This is a genomic window from Burkholderia lata (assembly GCF_902499025.1).
GTDB lineage: Bacteria > Pseudomonadota > Gammaproteobacteria > Burkholderiales > Burkholderiaceae > Burkholderia > Burkholderia lata_C.
Genome location: NZ_CABVPW010000004.1, coordinates 222,251 through 237,496 on the forward strand (window position 1 = coordinate 222,251; position 15,246 = coordinate 237,496).

Annotated in this window: 12 protein-coding genes; 7 read left to right on the forward strand and 5 right to left on the reverse strand. The window is 68.0% G+C overall.

The window, feature by feature from the left end; translation table 11 throughout:
• The first annotated feature begins 79 nt into the window (after window positions 1-79).
• Entirely contained in the window at window positions 80-1,879 is a 1,800-nt protein-coding gene (locus tag BDI24065_RS05820; protein WP_175030408.1) for a methyl-accepting chemotaxis protein, read from the forward strand.
• An 85-nt stretch (window positions 1,880-1,964) separates the two neighbouring features.
• On the opposite strand, the gene BDI24065_RS05825 is transcribed toward BDI24065_RS05820, so the two are convergent.
• A complete protein-coding gene (locus BDI24065_RS05825) occupies window positions 1,965-2,213 on the reverse strand; it encodes a hypothetical protein (RefSeq protein WP_175030409.1) in 249 nt (82 codons plus the stop codon).
• A gap of 337 nt (window positions 2,214-2,550) precedes the next feature.
• Here BDI24065_RS05825 and BDI24065_RS05830 point away from each other — a divergent pair, with 337 nt between their 5' ends.
• The 3 genes from BDI24065_RS05830 to BDI24065_RS05840 all read left to right on the forward strand — a co-directional run bounded on the left by BDI24065_RS05830 (window position 2,551) and on the right by BDI24065_RS05840 (window position 7,516).
• On the forward strand, window positions 2,551-3,429 hold the full coding sequence (locus tag BDI24065_RS05830) for a MipA/OmpV family protein (RefSeq protein ID WP_175030410.1): 879 nt from the start codon (window positions 2,551-2,553) through the stop codon (window positions 3,427-3,429).
• Between the two features lie 95 nt (window positions 3,430-3,524).
• Entirely contained in the window at window positions 3,525-5,219 is a 1,695-nt protein-coding gene (locus BDI24065_RS05835) for a VRR-NUC domain-containing protein (RefSeq protein ID WP_175030411.1), read from the forward strand.
• The gene (locus tag BDI24065_RS05840) at window positions 5,216-7,516 is read left to right on the forward strand and encodes an ATP-dependent DNA helicase (RefSeq protein WP_175030412.1); all 2,301 of its coding nucleotides are present in this window, start codon (window positions 5,216-5,218) and stop codon (window positions 7,514-7,516) included. The genes BDI24065_RS05835 and BDI24065_RS05840 overlap by 4 nt, the downstream gene beginning before the upstream one ends.
• Window positions 7,517-7,621: 105 nt before the next feature.
• Here the strand turns inward: BDI24065_RS05840 and BDI24065_RS05845 are convergent, their stop codons facing one another.
• On the reverse strand, window positions 7,622-8,392 hold the full coding sequence (locus BDI24065_RS05845; RefSeq protein WP_174935308.1) for an IclR family transcriptional regulator domain-containing protein: 771 nt from the start codon (window positions 8,390-8,392) through the stop codon (window positions 7,622-7,624).
• A gap of 128 nt (window positions 8,393-8,520) precedes the next feature.
• Here BDI24065_RS05845 and BDI24065_RS05850 point away from each other — a divergent pair, with 128 nt between their 5' ends.
• Window positions 8,521-9,462, forward strand: coding sequence for an energy transducer TonB family protein (locus BDI24065_RS05850; protein WP_175030413.1), 942 nt, complete (start codon window positions 8,521-8,523; stop codon window positions 9,460-9,462).
• Window positions 9,463-9,530: 68 nt separating this feature from the next.
• Here the strand turns inward: BDI24065_RS05850 and BDI24065_RS05855 are convergent, their stop codons facing one another.
• Complete coding sequence (locus BDI24065_RS05855) at window positions 9,531-9,914, reverse strand: nuclear transport factor 2 family protein (protein ID WP_175030414.1); 384 nt, start codon at window positions 9,912-9,914, stop codon at window positions 9,531-9,533.
• Between the two features lie 269 nt (window positions 9,915-10,183).
• On the opposite strand from BDI24065_RS05855, the gene BDI24065_RS05860 reads away from it, so the two are divergent.
• Window positions 10,184-10,795: a hypothetical protein gene (locus tag BDI24065_RS05860; RefSeq protein WP_175030415.1), complete on the forward strand. Its 612-nt coding sequence runs from the start codon at window positions 10,184-10,186 to the stop codon at window positions 10,793-10,795.
• Window positions 10,796-10,881: 86 nt separating this feature from the next.
• Here BDI24065_RS05860 and BDI24065_RS05865 read toward each other — a convergent pair whose 3' ends face one another.
• The gene (locus tag BDI24065_RS05865; protein WP_175030416.1) at window positions 10,882-12,183 is read right to left on the reverse strand and encodes a UDP-N-acetylglucosamine 1-carboxyvinyltransferase; all 1,302 of its coding nucleotides are present in this window, start codon (window positions 12,181-12,183) and stop codon (window positions 10,882-10,884) included.
• Window positions 12,184-12,400: 217 nt separating this feature from the next.
• Window positions 12,401-13,708, reverse strand: a complete 1,308-nt coding sequence (gene shiA, locus BDI24065_RS05870; RefSeq protein WP_175030417.1) for a shikimate transporter — start codon at window positions 13,706-13,708, stop codon at window positions 12,401-12,403.
• Window positions 13,709-14,064: 356 nt separating this feature from the next.
• On the opposite strand from shiA, the gene BDI24065_RS05875 reads away from it, so the two are divergent.
• Window positions 14,065-15,192, forward strand: a complete 1,128-nt coding sequence (locus BDI24065_RS05875) for a 4-hydroxyphenylpyruvate dioxygenase family protein (protein WP_175030418.1) — start codon at window positions 14,065-14,067, stop codon at window positions 15,190-15,192.
• Window positions 15,193-15,246: the final 54 nt, after the last annotated feature.

The window sequence follows — 15,246 nt, forward strand, 5'->3', positions numbered from 1 at the left end:
CTCAAGTAAGCGTCGCGATTGCCGTTTACCCGGTGAATTCGTCCACCGGGCGTTCGCGCTCCCTTACCGAGTCGTTGCCATGTTCTCGTCCATTCGCGCCCGCATCCTCGCCGCGTGCGTCGCCATCGTCGTATTCGCACTCGTCGCCACCACGCTCATCAACTACTTCATCGCGCACTCGTACAACGACGACGCGATCGACCGCAACCTGACCTCCGTCGCCAGCGGCCACGTGGTCGGGATCGCCGACTGGGTCGCCACCCGGAGCCGGATGATCGCGTCGCTGCAGGATGCCGCGCTGGCGCCCGATCCGCTGCCGGTGTTCAAGCAGATGGCCACGGCCGGCGGCTTCACGAACGTCTACGCGGGCTACGCCGACAAGGTGTTCCACTTCTCCGACCCGACCGGCATTCCGCCCGACTACGACCCGACCGGCCGCCCGTGGTACAAGCAGGCCGCGCAGGCTGGCAAGCCGGTCGTCACGCCGCCTTACGTCGATGCCGGCACGGGCAACCTCGTCGTCACGTTCGCGGTGCCGATCCTGCGCGATGGCGCGCTGAAGGGCGTCGTCGCCGCGGACGTCTCGATGGACACCGTGATCGCGAACGTGAAGTCGATCCGCCCGACGCCCGCGAGCTTCGGGATGTTGATCGACAGCAACGGCCATGTGGTCGCGCACCCGGACCCGAAGCTCACGCTGAAGCCGGTCGCCGACGTGTCGCCCGAACTCGGCGCGACGAACGGCGCGACGATCGCGGCCGCCACCTCGCCCGTCGAGGTGACGGTTGGCGGCGACGCGAAACTGGTGCGCGCGCGCCCGGTGCCGGGCACGGACTGGTACGCGCTGGTGCTGCTCGACAAGAGCGAGGCGACGGCCGGGATGCGCTCGCTGCTGACCGCGTCGCTGATCACGCTGCTCGTGATCGTCGGTGTCGCGTCGCTGATCATCGGCGCGATCACCGCGACCGCGTTCCGCCGCCTGTCGCAAGTGCGTCAGGCCATGGCCGCGATCGGCTCGGGTGCAGGCGACCTGACGCAGCGCCTGCCGGCCGACGGCCGTGACGAAGTGGCCGACATCGCGCGCTCGTTCAACAGCTTCGTCGACAAGCTGAACGACGTGATGCGCCAGATCCGCGATGCGAGCGAATCGGTGCGCACGGCCGCGAACGAGATCGCGGCGGGCAACCAGGACCTGTCGTCGCGTACCGAATCGGCGGCGGCGAGCCTCGAGGAAACGGCAGCATCGATGGAAGAGATCACCGCGACGGTCGGCCAGTCGGCGGCGGCCGCCGGTCAGGCGGACGAACGCGCGGCGGCTGCGTCGCGGATCGCGTCGCATGGCGGCGTGGTCGTGTCGGACGTCGTCGCGACGATGGAGAAGATCGAGGAAGCATCGGGCCGGATCGGCGACATCATCGGCGTGATCGACGGGATCGCGTTCCAGACCAACATCCTCGCGCTGAACGCGGCCGTCGAAGCGGCGCGCGCGGGCGAGCAGGGCCGCGGCTTCGCGGTCGTCGCGCAGGAAGTGCGCAGCCTCGCGCAACGCAGCGCGCAGGCCGCGCGCGAAGTGAAGGTGCTGGTCGAATCGACGGTTGCGAGCGTGTCGGCCGGGTCCGGGCAGGTGCGTCAGGCCGGCGACACGATGCGCGAGATCGTCTCCAACGTGTCGAACGTGACGACGATCATCTCCGAGATCACGCACGCGGCGAACGAGCAGACGCGCGGCATCCAGGAAGTGAATCGCGCGGTGACGCAGCTCGACGAAATGGTGCAGCAGAACGCGGCGCTCGTCGAACAGTCGACCGCCGCCGCAACCGCGCTGCAGTCGCAGGCGAACGCGCTGGCGACGACGGTCGGGCGGTTCAAGGTCGCATGACGCGCGACCCGGCGGCGGCGGCCGGGCGCAATCGTGTCGTGCGTCGCGCCGCTGCGCCGCCGAACTTCGCGAGCCGGGGCTGGCGTCAGTCGTGATCGGGGGGCGGCGACGGGGCGTGCGGCTTGCGTCGTTCGTGCTCGCCGGACGGCTTGGCGGGGTCGATACGGGTCGCGCCGCCAACGGCGGGCGGGTCGCTGGCCGGGAACGACTCTTCGAGCCCCTCGTCGATGCGCTCCTCGGTCCGGTCGTCGGACGGCGGGCGCGATGTGGCGAGCCGGAACGATCCGACAGCCGTCGACACGGTGTCGTCGCGGCCGGTGGCGTGAGCGGTCATGGTCGAACCTCCTTGGTCATTGATGCAGGTGCAAGTGCCGTGCCGTCATGCCCGGACGGGGGCACCGTCGCGGGTAGACGACACGACTTCGTGGTGAATGCATCCAGAAAAAGAATACGTGACGACGCGAACGTCTGTGGCGGCGATTTCTCCGGCGTTCCACGCTTCACCGCCGTTCCCGGCCTACGGCAAAGTGCCCGCGTGCAGCGGGCGCTTTGCGTCTGCCCGTGGGTCGCGTAGGATGTTCGTTAATTCAGCGCATGCTACGTTCGCGCCGCAGGCTGCCAGCCGCTGCAGCCGAAGAGGCGCGATGCGCTTTCCGACGGGGACCGCCTTGATGACCGTTGCTCGCCCTTTGCTGTCACCCGGCACACGCCGGTTCGTTTCCGGTGTATCGGCCTGCGCCGCGCTCGCCGCGGCCGGCGCCCGCGACGCGTCGGCCCAGACGCCTTCGCCGCTCGGCGAGTGGCAATACTCGGCGGGCGTGCCGCTCGAGAAACTGTACGATCCGAACGTCTCCACCTGGGATATCAGCATGGGCGCGGCGATGACGCTGCAGCCGCGCTATGCGGGCTCCGATCGCTATCGCGTGATGGGCGGCCCGACTGTCGATATCCGCTATCGCGACCTGTTCTTCCTGTCGACGGGCGAAGGGCTCGGCGCGAACGTGCTGCGCGGGCCGAACTGGCGCGTGAGCCTGTCCGTCGGCTATGACCTCGGGCGCCGCTCGGCCGACGACCTCCAGCACCTGAACGGCCTCGACAACATCAACGCGGCACCGGTGATGAAACTGGCGGCCGATTACGTGATCTCGAAGGAGTTTCCGCTCGTGCTGCGCGCGGATATCCGGCGCAGCATCGGCGGCTCGAACGGCTGGGTCGGCGATTTCTCCGCGTACATGCCGCTGCCGGGCAGCAACGAGCATTTCTTCTGGTTCGCGGGGCCGACCGTGTCGTTCGCCGATTCGCGCTACATGAACAGCTGGTTCGGCGTGAGCCAGGGCGCCGCCGCGCGCTCGGGGCTGCCGGCCTATTCGTCGGGCGCCGGGCTCAAGTCGGTCGGCGCGGGCGTGACGATGGCCTGGTTCCTGAACAAGCACTGGTTTGTCACGGTCGACGGCGCAATCGAGCAGCTCGTCGGCCGCGCCGCGCGCAGCCCGATCACGCAGCAGACGACCAACGGCGTGTTCGACATGTCGGTGAATTACCAGTTCTGAGCGCGGCGGGCAGCAGCAGGGCGACGTGGCGTGCGGCATCTGCCGTCACATTTGATATGATTCCGACCTGTACAAATGTACAGTGATCAATCCCCGTGACGCCTGCTTCGCCGACGCCCCCGGCGTTTTACTACCTGACCAATTTCGAACGCGCGCTGACCTGGCTCGGCGCGCGTTACGACGACCTGTTCGACGCGCACGAGCACGCGTTCGTCCGGCAGTTCGCCACGCTGCCGCAGGCGTCACGCGCGCTGCTTGTGCGGATGCTGATGCGCAACGGGTCCGACTTCCGCGCCAGCAAGCTCGTCTACGACGAGATCGGCTGCGCGCTCGACGCGGCCGCGCCGCTCGTCGAACTCGGCTGGATCGATCCGGCGCCCGCGCTGACGCTCGACGAACTGTTCGCGCTGTCGACCAAGGCCGATCTGCTGCGTATCTTCCCGGCACTCGCCGCGCATGCGGGCGAGCGCAAGCCCGACTGGCTCGAACGGCTGCGGCCCGCGCACGACGTCGCGCAACCGCTCGACGCGTGGTGCGCGCAGGCCGGCGACCGCGTGCTGCGCGTGACGGTCGGCGCGCTGTGCGACCGGCTGCGCCTGATGTTCTTCGGCAATCTCCACCAGGACTGGAGCGAGTTCGTGCTCGCCGATCTCGGCGTGTTCCAGTACGAAAGCGTGCCGATCGCGCCGTCGTCGCGCGCGTTCCAGCAGCGCGGCGACGTCGACGCGTATCTCGCGCTGCAGATGTGCCGCGACGCGCTAGACGCATGGCCCGACGATCTGCCGTTCGACGACCTGATGCGCGCCATCGACGCGGCCGGCTGCGCGCAGCCATGGCTCGCGACGCGTCGCGCGAAGCTGCTGTTCGCGCTCGGGCAGACGTGCGAACGCCGCGCCGATTGGGACGGTGCGCTCGACGCGTATGCGCGCAGCGCATGGCCCGGCAGCCGCCATCGGCGCATCCGCGTACTCGAACGCTGCGGGCGCGACGACGATGCGCTCGCGCTGGCGCTCGATGCACGCGGCGGCTTCGAGAGCGACGAAGAGCGCCAGCGTGTCGAGCGGATGCTGCCGCGCCTGCAGCGCCGGCTCGGGAAGCGTGTCGAACGGGCGGCCGCGGCGGCGGACGTGCCGCGCGAAACGCTCGTGATCGCGCGCCCCGACGCGTTCGTCAGCGTCGAATTCGCGGTGCGCGACCATCTCGCGCAACCGGATTCGCCGGTCCATTACGTCGAGAACACGCTGATCAATTCGCTGTTCGGGCTGCTGTGCTGGGAACCCGTGTTCGCCGCGGTGCCCGGTGCGTTCTTCCACCCGTTCCAGCGCGGCCCGGCCGACCTGCACGCGCCCGATTTCGTCGCGCGTCGTGCGGATGCGTTCGCCGCATGCTTCGCGCAGCTCGATTCGGGCGCCTATCGCGACACGATCCTCACGCATTTCGCGACGAAGGCGGGGCTGCAGTCGCCATTCGTGTTCTGGGGCGTGCTGACGGACGCGTTGCTCGACGAGGCACTCGCGTGCCTGCCGCCCGAGCACTTGCGGCTGTGGTTCGCGCGCCTGCTCGCGGATATCCGCAGCAACCGCTCGGGGCTGCCCGATCTCGTCCGCTTCTGGCCCGGCGAGCGCCGCTACGAGCTGATCGAGGTGAAAGGCCCCGGCGACCGCCTGCAGGACAACCAGACGCGCTGGCTCGCGTACTGCGTCGCGCACGGCATGCCGGTGCGCGTGATCGATGTCGAGTGGGCCGGTGAGGGCGTCGCGCAAGCCGAAGCGGCAGGTGTGTCCGCATGAGCTACGTCGTCGCGGTGCGGGCGATGTGCGAGTTCACCGCGCGACGCGGCGATCTCGACCTGCGCTTCACGCCCGCGCCGACCGCGCTCGAAGGCATCGCCGGCCACGGTGCGGTCACGTCGAAGCGTGGCGCACGCTACGAAACCGAGATCGCGCTGACGGGCACCTGGGGCACGCTCACCGTGCGCGGCCGCGCGGACGGCTACGACCCGGTGGCGAACCGTCTCGAGGAGATCAAGACCTATCGCGGCAGCCTCGATGCGATGCCCGACAACCACCGCGCGCTGCACTGGGCGCAGGCGAAGGTCTATGCGCACCTGATGTGCGACGCGCGCGGCTTCGCGGAAATCGACGTCGCGCTCGTCTATTTCGACATCGTGTCCGAGCGCGAGACGACGCTGACGCAAACGCTGGGGGCGGCCGAGCTCGCGACGTTCTTCGCCGAGCAGTGCGCGTGCTTCGTCGGTTGGGCCGAGCGCGAGACGGCCCACCGTGCGGCGCGCGACACGGCGCTGCGCGCGCTGGCGTTTCCGCACGGGCAGTTCCGTAGTGGCCAGCGCGAGCTGGCGGTGGCCGTGTATCGCGCGGCACGCGACGAGCGTTGCCTGATGGCGCAGGCGCCGACCGGCATCGGCAAGACGCTCGGCACCGTGTTTCCGCTGCTGAAGGCCTGCGGCGAAGGCGAACTCGACCACGTGTATTTCCTGACCGCGAAAACACCCGGCCGCGCGCTCGCGCTCGAAGCGGCGACGACGCTCGGCGCCGGCACGCCCGCGCTGCCGCTGCGCGTGCTGGAACTCGTCGCGCGCGACAAGGCGTGCGAGCATCCGGACAGCGCGTGCCACGGCGAATCGTGCCCGCTTGCGAAAGGTTTCTACGACCGGCTGCCGGCCGCGCGCGATGCGGCGATCGAGGCCGGTCTGCTCGACCGCGACACCGTGCGTGCGGCCGCGCTCGCGCACGACGTCTGTCCGTACTACCTGTCGCAAGAGCTCGCGCGCTGGTCGGACATGATGATCGGCGACTACAACTACTACTACGACGGCAGCGCGATGCTGCACACGCTCGCGCAGCAGAACCAGTGGCGCGTCGGCGTGCTCGTCGACGAAGCGCACAACCTGCTCGATCGTGCGCGCAAGATGTACAGCGCGTCGCTCGATCCGTTCGCATTCGCGGCCGCGCGCGAGGCCGCGCCCACGGCGCTGCGCAAAGCCTTCGACCGCCTCGCCCGCGCCTGGGGCTCGGTCAATCGTGCGCAGGCGGAACGCTATGCCGCGTATCCGGAGATACCGGGCCCGATCGTGACGGCCGTGCAGAACCTCGTCGCGGCGATCGGCGAACACCTGACCGATGCGCCGCGCGCGAACGGCGACGCGCTGCTGAGGTTTCATTTCGAGGCGATCCAGTTCGGCGTGCTTGCCGACGCGTTCGACAGCGCGTCGATCTTCGACGCGACGCTGCACGGCGAACCGATGCCGCGCCAGCCGGCGCTCGACGGCGTTGCGTCGGCCGGCCGCCGGCGCCGAGTCCAGTCGACGCTGTGCGTGCGCAACGTGATTCCGGCCGGTTTTCTCGCATCGCGCTACGAAGCCGCGTGCGCGACCGTGCTGTTCTCGGGCACGTTGAGCCCGTTTCATTTCTATCGCGACACACTCGGGTTGCCGGGCGACACGGACTGGCTCGACGTCGACGGGCCGTTCCGTGCCGAGCAACTGACGGTACGCGTCGCGAGCCATGTGTCGACGCGCTGGCGTGACCGCGACCGTTCGCTCGAACCGATCGTGGACCTGATCGCCGCGCAATACGCGACGCGGCCCGGCAACTATCTCGGCTTCCTGAGCAGCTTCGACTACCTGGGGCGCGTGGTCGCGTTGATGCAGACGCGGCACCCGGACGTGCCCGTCTGGGCGCAGGCGCCCGGCATGGCCGAAAGCGAGCGCGATGCGTTTCTCGCACGCTTCGACGCAGGCGGGCGCGGCGTCGGCTTCGCGGTGCTCGGCGGGGCGTTCTCGGAAGGCGTGGATCTGGTCGGCGAGCGGCTGATCGGCGCGTTCATCGCGACGCTCGGGCTGCCGCAGGTCAACGACGTCAACGAGCAGATGCGGCGTGCGATGGAGGCGCGCTTCGGCAACGGCTACGACTACATGTACCTGTATCCCGGCTTGCAGAAGGTCGTGCAGGCGGCCGGGCGCGTAATCCGCACCGAGCACGACGAAGGCGTCGTGCACCTGATCGACGACCGTTACCGGCGGCGCGAAGTGCGCGATCTGCTGCCGCGGTGGTGGCGGATCGGGTGAGACGGAAGAAACGCTGCCGGCAGACTGCCGATTCCGGCAAGTGGGCGCCATCCGTCGCGTAGCGAGATCGGGCGGCCGCGGACGCGGCCTGCGCGGGTGCTGCCGCTACAGCACATTCAGCATCGCGAGCGCGGCTTCCTGCAGGTGCGGCAGGACGCGCCGCACGGCCGCGTCGGTCGTCTCCGCGCCGATCGGCATGTTCGTGCTCAGCGCGGCGACCACTTCACCATGACGGTTTTTCAGCGGCACCGCGATCCCGCGCACGCCGACCTGCAATTGCTGTTCGATCGCCGCGAAACCGGCGTCGCGTGCCTGGTCGACCTGTTCGAGCAGGCGCGCCTTGTTGGTGATCGTGTGCGGCGTGAAGGGCGGCAGTTCGGTGTCGTCGAGCCACGTGCGCACGGCTTCGCGATCGGGATGATGAGCGAGCAGCACGACACCCGGCGACGTGAGCGGCGCCGGCACGCGCGCGCCGAGCACGAAGCCGGTCGTCATCACGCGCGACACGCCGTTGCGCGCGATGAACACGAGTTCCCAGCCGTCGAGCACGCTCACGTACGCCGATTCGTTCAGCGATGCGCTCAATTGCTGCAGATAGGGCTGGACCGTGCGCGGCAGGCGTGCCGAATCGAAGTACGACCAGCCGACCCGCAGCACGCGCGGCGTGAGGCCGTACAGCTTGCCGTCGGTGTACACGTAGCCGAGCGATTCGAGCGTCAGCAGGTAGCGCCGCGCGGCCGTGCGCGTGAGGCCGGTGCGCGCGGCGGCCTGAGTGGGCGTCATGCGCGCGTGCTGGCTGTCGAACGCCTCGAGGATCGCCAGGCCTTTTTCGAGGCCGGCAATCCAGTCGCGTCGGTCGAGTTCGGGCTTTTTCATCGTCGGGAGAGGGGCAGGATGCGCGGTAATCGCGCTTAATTGGGCGATTATCGCGCAAATCCGATCTGCCGCGACGCATGGCCGGGCTTGTATGATTCGACGCTGGATGCGTGCCCCGAGCCCTGAACATGACCGTCGATGACCACCGCTATCTCCTCATGCCGATCGCCCGCCGTATCGCCCGCTGCGCGGTGCTGCTGACGTTGGCGTCGTTGCCGGCGGCGCCGGCTTGGGCGGAGGCGCCGGCCACGCAGGACGCATGGACCGTGGCGGCCAGGCAGGCCATCCTGCAGCGGCTGCAGATCCCGGCCGGGTCGGGCCATCCGTCGTCCGGCACTTACACGGCGCGCCTGAGCGCGCGAATCGGCCGCGACGGCTCAGTGACGCACGTGGAAATCGGGCAGTCGTCGGGCTATGCGGATCTGGATCAGGCGGCGGTGGCCGCGTTCCGGCGCGGGAACGTGCCGGCGTTCTCGCCGGACATGCCCCAGGATTCGATGCTGCTGAATGTGCCGATCGTCTTCGATCTCGGCCCGGCGCAACCGGATGCCGGCAACGGGCGGCGGTTCAGCGATGCGATGACGGGGCTGTCGTTCTCGGTGCCGGTGCCGCTGCAGGTGGGGGAACGGCATACGCGGCCGTCGATGCCGCTGATCGTCGACGTGACGAATCCCGAGCCGGTGCCGCGCTATGCGGGGAAATCGGACAGCCTGTGCGCGGTGGCGCTGAAGTCGCAATCGTCCGCGATGGCCGACGTACCGCAGCGCGAGCTGAATTCACCGGAGGCGATCGCCAACCTGAAGGCGTCGATCGAGTCGACGATTTCGATCCTCGGCGTGATCGAGCGTGTGATGCCGATCGAGTTCGGCGGCGGCGTGAAGGGGCAGGAAACCGTGTATTCGCCGAAGATCGGGCCCGATCATGAGCGCGTCAGGCTGTACATGGCGCTCGGCGATACGCCGAATTACCGGGTCAGCCTGACGTGCGCGACCTATGTCGAAGACATGCCGAAGGCCTTGCCGCTGTTCCGCAGCATTGCCAGAACGATGGCGTTGGGGAAGTCGCACTGAGCGGCAGTCATGACCTCGGGGCAAGGTGCGCCGCGTCCAGGGCGCGTCAATGCCGGCGGGATCGTGCGTCAGTCATCGATGTCGATGTGTCGGTAGCACAGGGCGGCGACTTGCCAGCGTCCGTCGTTGATGACCCAGAGTTCGGTGAAGGCGTTCCGCTCCCGGACCTGGCCGTTTTTCCGCATCGCGCCGACCCCGGATATCGTGGCCCATTCGCCGTGCTCGGTGATGCACCTCGATTCGTCCACGTACGTCACGCCCGACATGCGCGCAACATACTCGGCCGCGAAGGCCCGCAGGCGGGCAAGCTGCTGTTGTTTCGTCTTCGTCAGCTCGCCGTGCTTGACGAAGAAGTGAGAGCTTTCCACGTAGGCCAATTGCTCGACGTCGCCGGTGAGGTAGGCGTCTATCCATACTTCGCGCATCGACAGCAGGTCGAATTTCGGTTTCATGCGGTTTAGGGGGGAGCGGGTGAACCGATCGATTCCGGGCTGGAATCCAGGGGCGTTGTCGTTTCGACTGCTCGAAGCCGGGTGCGGAATCGCGGAATCGGAAACAGGGCGTTAGAATCCCCCGGCTCGGCGCATTCGGGCAATGGGACGTGTATGAATTTGAGTCGGGCCGCTTGCCGCCCCAGGGTTTCCGGCGGGTCTGCCCCGCGCACCTGCCCGTGCAGGCACACTTGAAACCGGACCGAGCGCCGCATCGACTGGAACCGGACATGAAAATTCGCCAAGCTCTGTTTGTCGCGTACGTCGCGTTTGTACCGTGGCTTGCCGCAGCCAACCCCTCGTCCGACGCGGCGCTGTCGCGCCCGACCGTCGATGTACGTGCGTGGCCGCGCAAGTCATCGCCGGCTTTCGGTTGCATGCTCGAAAGGACCTTCGGCTACCGCGACAAGCGCTTCAATTGCTCGCTGAAGACGTACCGGAACACCGGCGATGCGTGCAAGAACACGAAAGCGTACTACGAAGGCCCGGCGTTCCCCGACCGGCTCGCGGCCAGCGTGCATCCGCTCGCGACGAAGGTCGATCTCGACTGGGAGCAAGGCAGGCTGCAAATGGTGACCGTTACGCTCAAGGGGACGTGGAACGAAGCGGACGTGCGCAAAGCGTTCGGGCTGCCGCGCGCGGAAGGGAGCAAGCTGACCGAAACGGAGTTGCGGTCGGAGCCGGGCAACCTGATGGACACGAGCGTCCAGTATCCGTCGGATCCAATCAACGAAAGCCTGGCGAAACGTCCGAGTAACCCCGCGCGCGGCACGACGGCCGTGATGCTCTACGGGTTCGACCACATGGGCGGCGGCGACGTCGATTGCGGGGGAGGCGAGTAACGCGGGAGGGGCGGCCGACGCGGCCGCCGACCGCATGCGGAGGGTGGTACGGCCGCTCGCAGCGGGTGCGCCGTACCGTCAGGGCGTTACTCGCTGCTCGTCCACTCGACGTTCGCGCCGACCGAACGCAGGTTCTCGACGAAGTGGGGATGCGCGCGACGGATCGGCAGCGCGTTCATGATTTCCGAGCGGCCTTCGATGCTCGCGGCCACCATCAGCAACGCGATCGCGACGCGAATGATGTACGGGCTCTCGACGCGCGCCGGCGTCAGCTGCAGCCCGCCGAACGTGATCAGACGATGCGGATCGGACAGCAGCACGTGCGCGCCGAACTTCGACAGTTCGCCGGACCAGCCGAGCGCACCGTCGTAGACCTTGTTCCAGAACATCGCGCTGCCTTCCGCGCGCACGCCGAGCGCGATGAAGATCGGCAGCAGGTCGACCGGCAGGTACGGCCACGGCGCGGCTTCGACCTTGGTGAGGATGTTCTGCGTGAACGGCCGGCGCACGCGCAGCGGGCCGTCGCGTTCCGCGCGCGACCAGCCGTCGCGGTGCGTGACGTTGACGCCGAACTTCGCGAACGTGCGGTCGATCAGCGGGAAATGTTCGGGCGACGAGTTGCGCACCGTGATGTCGCCGCCCGTGATCGCGCCGAGCGCGAGGAACGTCGCGATCTCGTGGAAATCCTCGGCGAAGCGGAACTCGCCGCCGCCGAGCTTTTGGCCGCCCGTCACGCACAGCCGCGACGTGCCGATGCCCTCGATCGCGACACCGATCATCGCGAGGAACTGGCAGAACTCCTGCACGTGCGGCTCGGACGCGGCGTTCATCAGCGTCGACGTACCGTTCGCGGTCGTCGCGCACAGCGCGAAGTTCTCGGTGGTCGTCACCGACGCGTAGTCGAGCCAGTGGTCGTTGGCCGTCAGCGGGCCGTCGGTGCGGACGATCAGCGAATCGGGCGTGCGCTCGATGTGCGCGCCGAAGCGCTCGAACACCTCGACGTGCGGATCGATCTCGCGCACGCCGAGCGTGCAGCCCTTCACGTCGTTCTCGAGGCGCGCGACGCCAAAGCGCGCGAGCAGCGGCGGGATCAGCATGATCGACGAGCGCATCGCTTCCGGCAGCCGGTGGACGGCCGGATCGAATGTCGTGTTGCGATGGTGGAGTTCAAGCAGGCCCGTCGTGAAGTCGACCGACACGTCGCTGCCGAGCGTGCGGAAGATGTCGAGGATCTTGCGCACGTCGGTGATGTCCGGCACGCCGATGAGGCGCAGCGGCTGATCGGTCAACAGGGTGGCGCACAGAATCGGCAGGACGGCGTTCTTGTTCGCGGACGGCTTGATGTCCCCGCGCAGCGGAGTGCCGCCGTGGACGATGAGATTCGACATGATATGGGGGCGTATCGGTGACTGACGTAGGCCCATATGATGCCATTGGTCGGCGGGCGGCGTGGAATGTTCAGAGGGGAAATGGGGGAATCGCAGCGTGTGATTGACAGTGTTTGACGTCGCGAGCACAAGCGCGACGCAGTGGCGCCGTTGCCGGCCACCGTCGAACAATGCGCGATGGCCGGCCGCGCGTCGGGCCGGCCATCCGGTCAGGTGGTTACTGCGCCGCCCGCATCCGCGCGGCGACCACCAGCGAGATCAGGCAGCCCACCGCGAGATAACCGGCGACGAGGTGCCACGAACCGCCAGCCACGCTGACGAGGCCGACCGCGATGAACGGCGTGAACCCGCCGCCGACCACGCTCGCGAACTGGTAGCCGACGCCCGCGCCGCTATAGCGGTATTCGGCGCCGAACAACTCGGTGAACAGCGGCTGCTGGACGCTCACGACCATGTCGTGTGCGGCATTCGCGAGCAGGATCGAGAAGATCACGATCCACGCGATCGACCGCGCCTCCAGCGCGACGAAGAACGGTACCGCCGACGCAACGCCGATCAGCGCACCGATCAGGTAGATGCGGCGCAGGCCGTAGCGGTCGGCCAGCCACGCGAAACACGGGATCGTCACGCAGCTCACCGCGCCGACCAGCAGGCCGATGTTCAGGAACAGGTCGCGCGACATGCCGAGGTTGGTCGTCGAATAGCTGAGTGCGAACGCGGTGACGATGTACATCGTGAACAGCTCGGCGAGGCGCAGCGCGATGATCAAGAGGAACGCCTTCGGATGGCGCGTGAGCGCTTCCAGCACCGGCAGGCGCAGCTTGCGGTTGCCGTGTTCGACCTTCTCGACGAACTCCTGCGATTCGTCCATGTTCTTGCGCACCCACAGCCCGATCAGCACGAGCACGATGCTGAACACGAACGGCAGGCGCCAGCCCCACGACTTGAACGCGGCCTCGCCGAGCGTGTGGCTCAGGATCGACACGATGCCGGTGGCGAGCACGAGGCCGACGCCGTAGCCGACCTGCACGCCGCTGCTGTAGAACGCCTTCTTTTGTTTCGGCGCGCTTTCGACCGCCATCAGCGCCGCGCCGCCCCATTCGCCGCCGACCGCGAAACCCTGGATCGCACGCATCAGCACCAGCAGCACGGGCGCCCACCAGCCGATCGTCGCGAACGCCGGCAGCAGCCCGATCGCGACCGTCGACAGCCCCATCAGCATCACGGTCAGCACCAGCATCCGCTTGCGGCCGAGCCGGTCGCCGTAGTGGCCGAACACGACGCCGCCGAGCGGCCGGAACAGGAAGCCGACGCCGAAGGTCGCGAACGCCGCGAGCGTGCCCATCGTCGGGCTGACTTTCGGGAAGAATTCGGAATTGAATACCAGCGCGGCGACGATCCCGTACAGCAGGAAGTCGTACCAGTCGACGACGGCGCCGACGAAGCTGCCGATCGCGGCCTTGCGGGCCTGGCTGCGTATGCGGGCACTGGCGGCGGCGTCGAGGGTGTCGAAGGTTGGGGTCATGGCGGTGTCTCCTGGCACGGCGCATCGAGGAATCGTGGCGGTGCCGCGTCCGATGCTGCATTGAAGTCGATGAGTGAACGGAGAATAGGGCGCGCGCCGCACGGCGGCAATTGGCCAATCGGACAGAATGCGCGATTATCGTTCAAGTCCGTGCGATTATCGAACGCTTTCCGGGTTTGCACTAGGCGGCGTGACGATATCCCGTTTGGCCAGGGTGTGCCGCCGTGAACGATCTGGTTAAAATCTGCTGCATTGATAACTCGCCCGTTCGAGGCGGATGCGCGGTCGCCATCCTGGCCGCGCATGCCGCACGCGACGAGCGCCATCCCCATCGACGCATGCCCCCGGAGACTGGAATGCCCGGCAATTCCCACCCCATGTCCAGCGATACGCCGCCCGTTGCCGATCCGGCTGCCAATCCGCTCGGGATGGCCGGCCTCGAATTCGTCGAATTCGCGGCGCCCGTGCCGGAAGCGCTCGCGCAGCGCTTCGAGCAGCTCGGGTTCAAGGCGATCGCGCGGCACGTCAGCAAGAACGTCACGCTGTACCGGCAGGGGCAGATGCATTTCCTGATCAACGCCGAGCCCGATTCGTTCGCCGCGCGCTACGCGGAGGAATACGGGATGGGGGTCTGCGCGATCGGGCTGCGCGTGGCGAGCGCCCGGCGCGCGTTCGAGCGGGCGATCGAGCTGGGCGCGTGGGCGTTCGAGGGCGAGAAGGTCGGGGTCGGCGAGCTGAAGATCCCGGCGATCCAGGGCATCGGCGATTCGCACCTCTATTTCGTCGACCGCTGGCGCGGGCGCGATGGCCAGCGTGGCGGCGTCGGCGACATCTCGATCTTCGACATCGATTTCCGGCCGATCGACATCGCGACCGCGCACACCGATCTCGACTGCGTGGGCGTCGGGCTGCAGCAGGTCGACCATTTCACGCAGACCGTCGGCGCGGGGCGCATGCGGGAGTGGCTGGATTTCTACCACGACCTGCTGCATTTTCGCGAGATCCACGAAATCGATGCGCACTGGCATGTGTCGGAGGAATCGCGCGTGATGGTGTCGCCGTGCGGCGCGGTGCGAATTCCGGTCTACGAGGAAGGCACGCGGCGCACCGAGCTGATGCACGCGTATTTGCCCGACCATCCGGGCGAGGGCGTGCAGCACGTCGCGCTGGCCACCGACGACATCCTGTCCTGCGTCGATGCGCTGCGTGCGAACGGCGTCGAATTCATCGAGCCGCCGGCCCGTTATTACGACGACGTCGACGCACGGCTGCCGGGGCACGGCGCCGATCTCGACGCGCTGCGCCGCCGCGCGGTGCTGGTCGACGGCGAGATCGGCAGCGACGGCGTACCGCGCCTGTTCTTCCAGACCTTCGTCAAGCGCCGGCCGGGCGAGATCTTCTTCGAAATCGTGCAGCGCAAGGGGCACCACGGGTTCGGGGAAGGGAATCTCGCGGCGCTCGCCCGCGCGCGCGACGCCGGCTGAGCGGCCGCGGCGCCCGCATCAGGCATCAGGCATCAGGCATCGGGCATCAGGCAT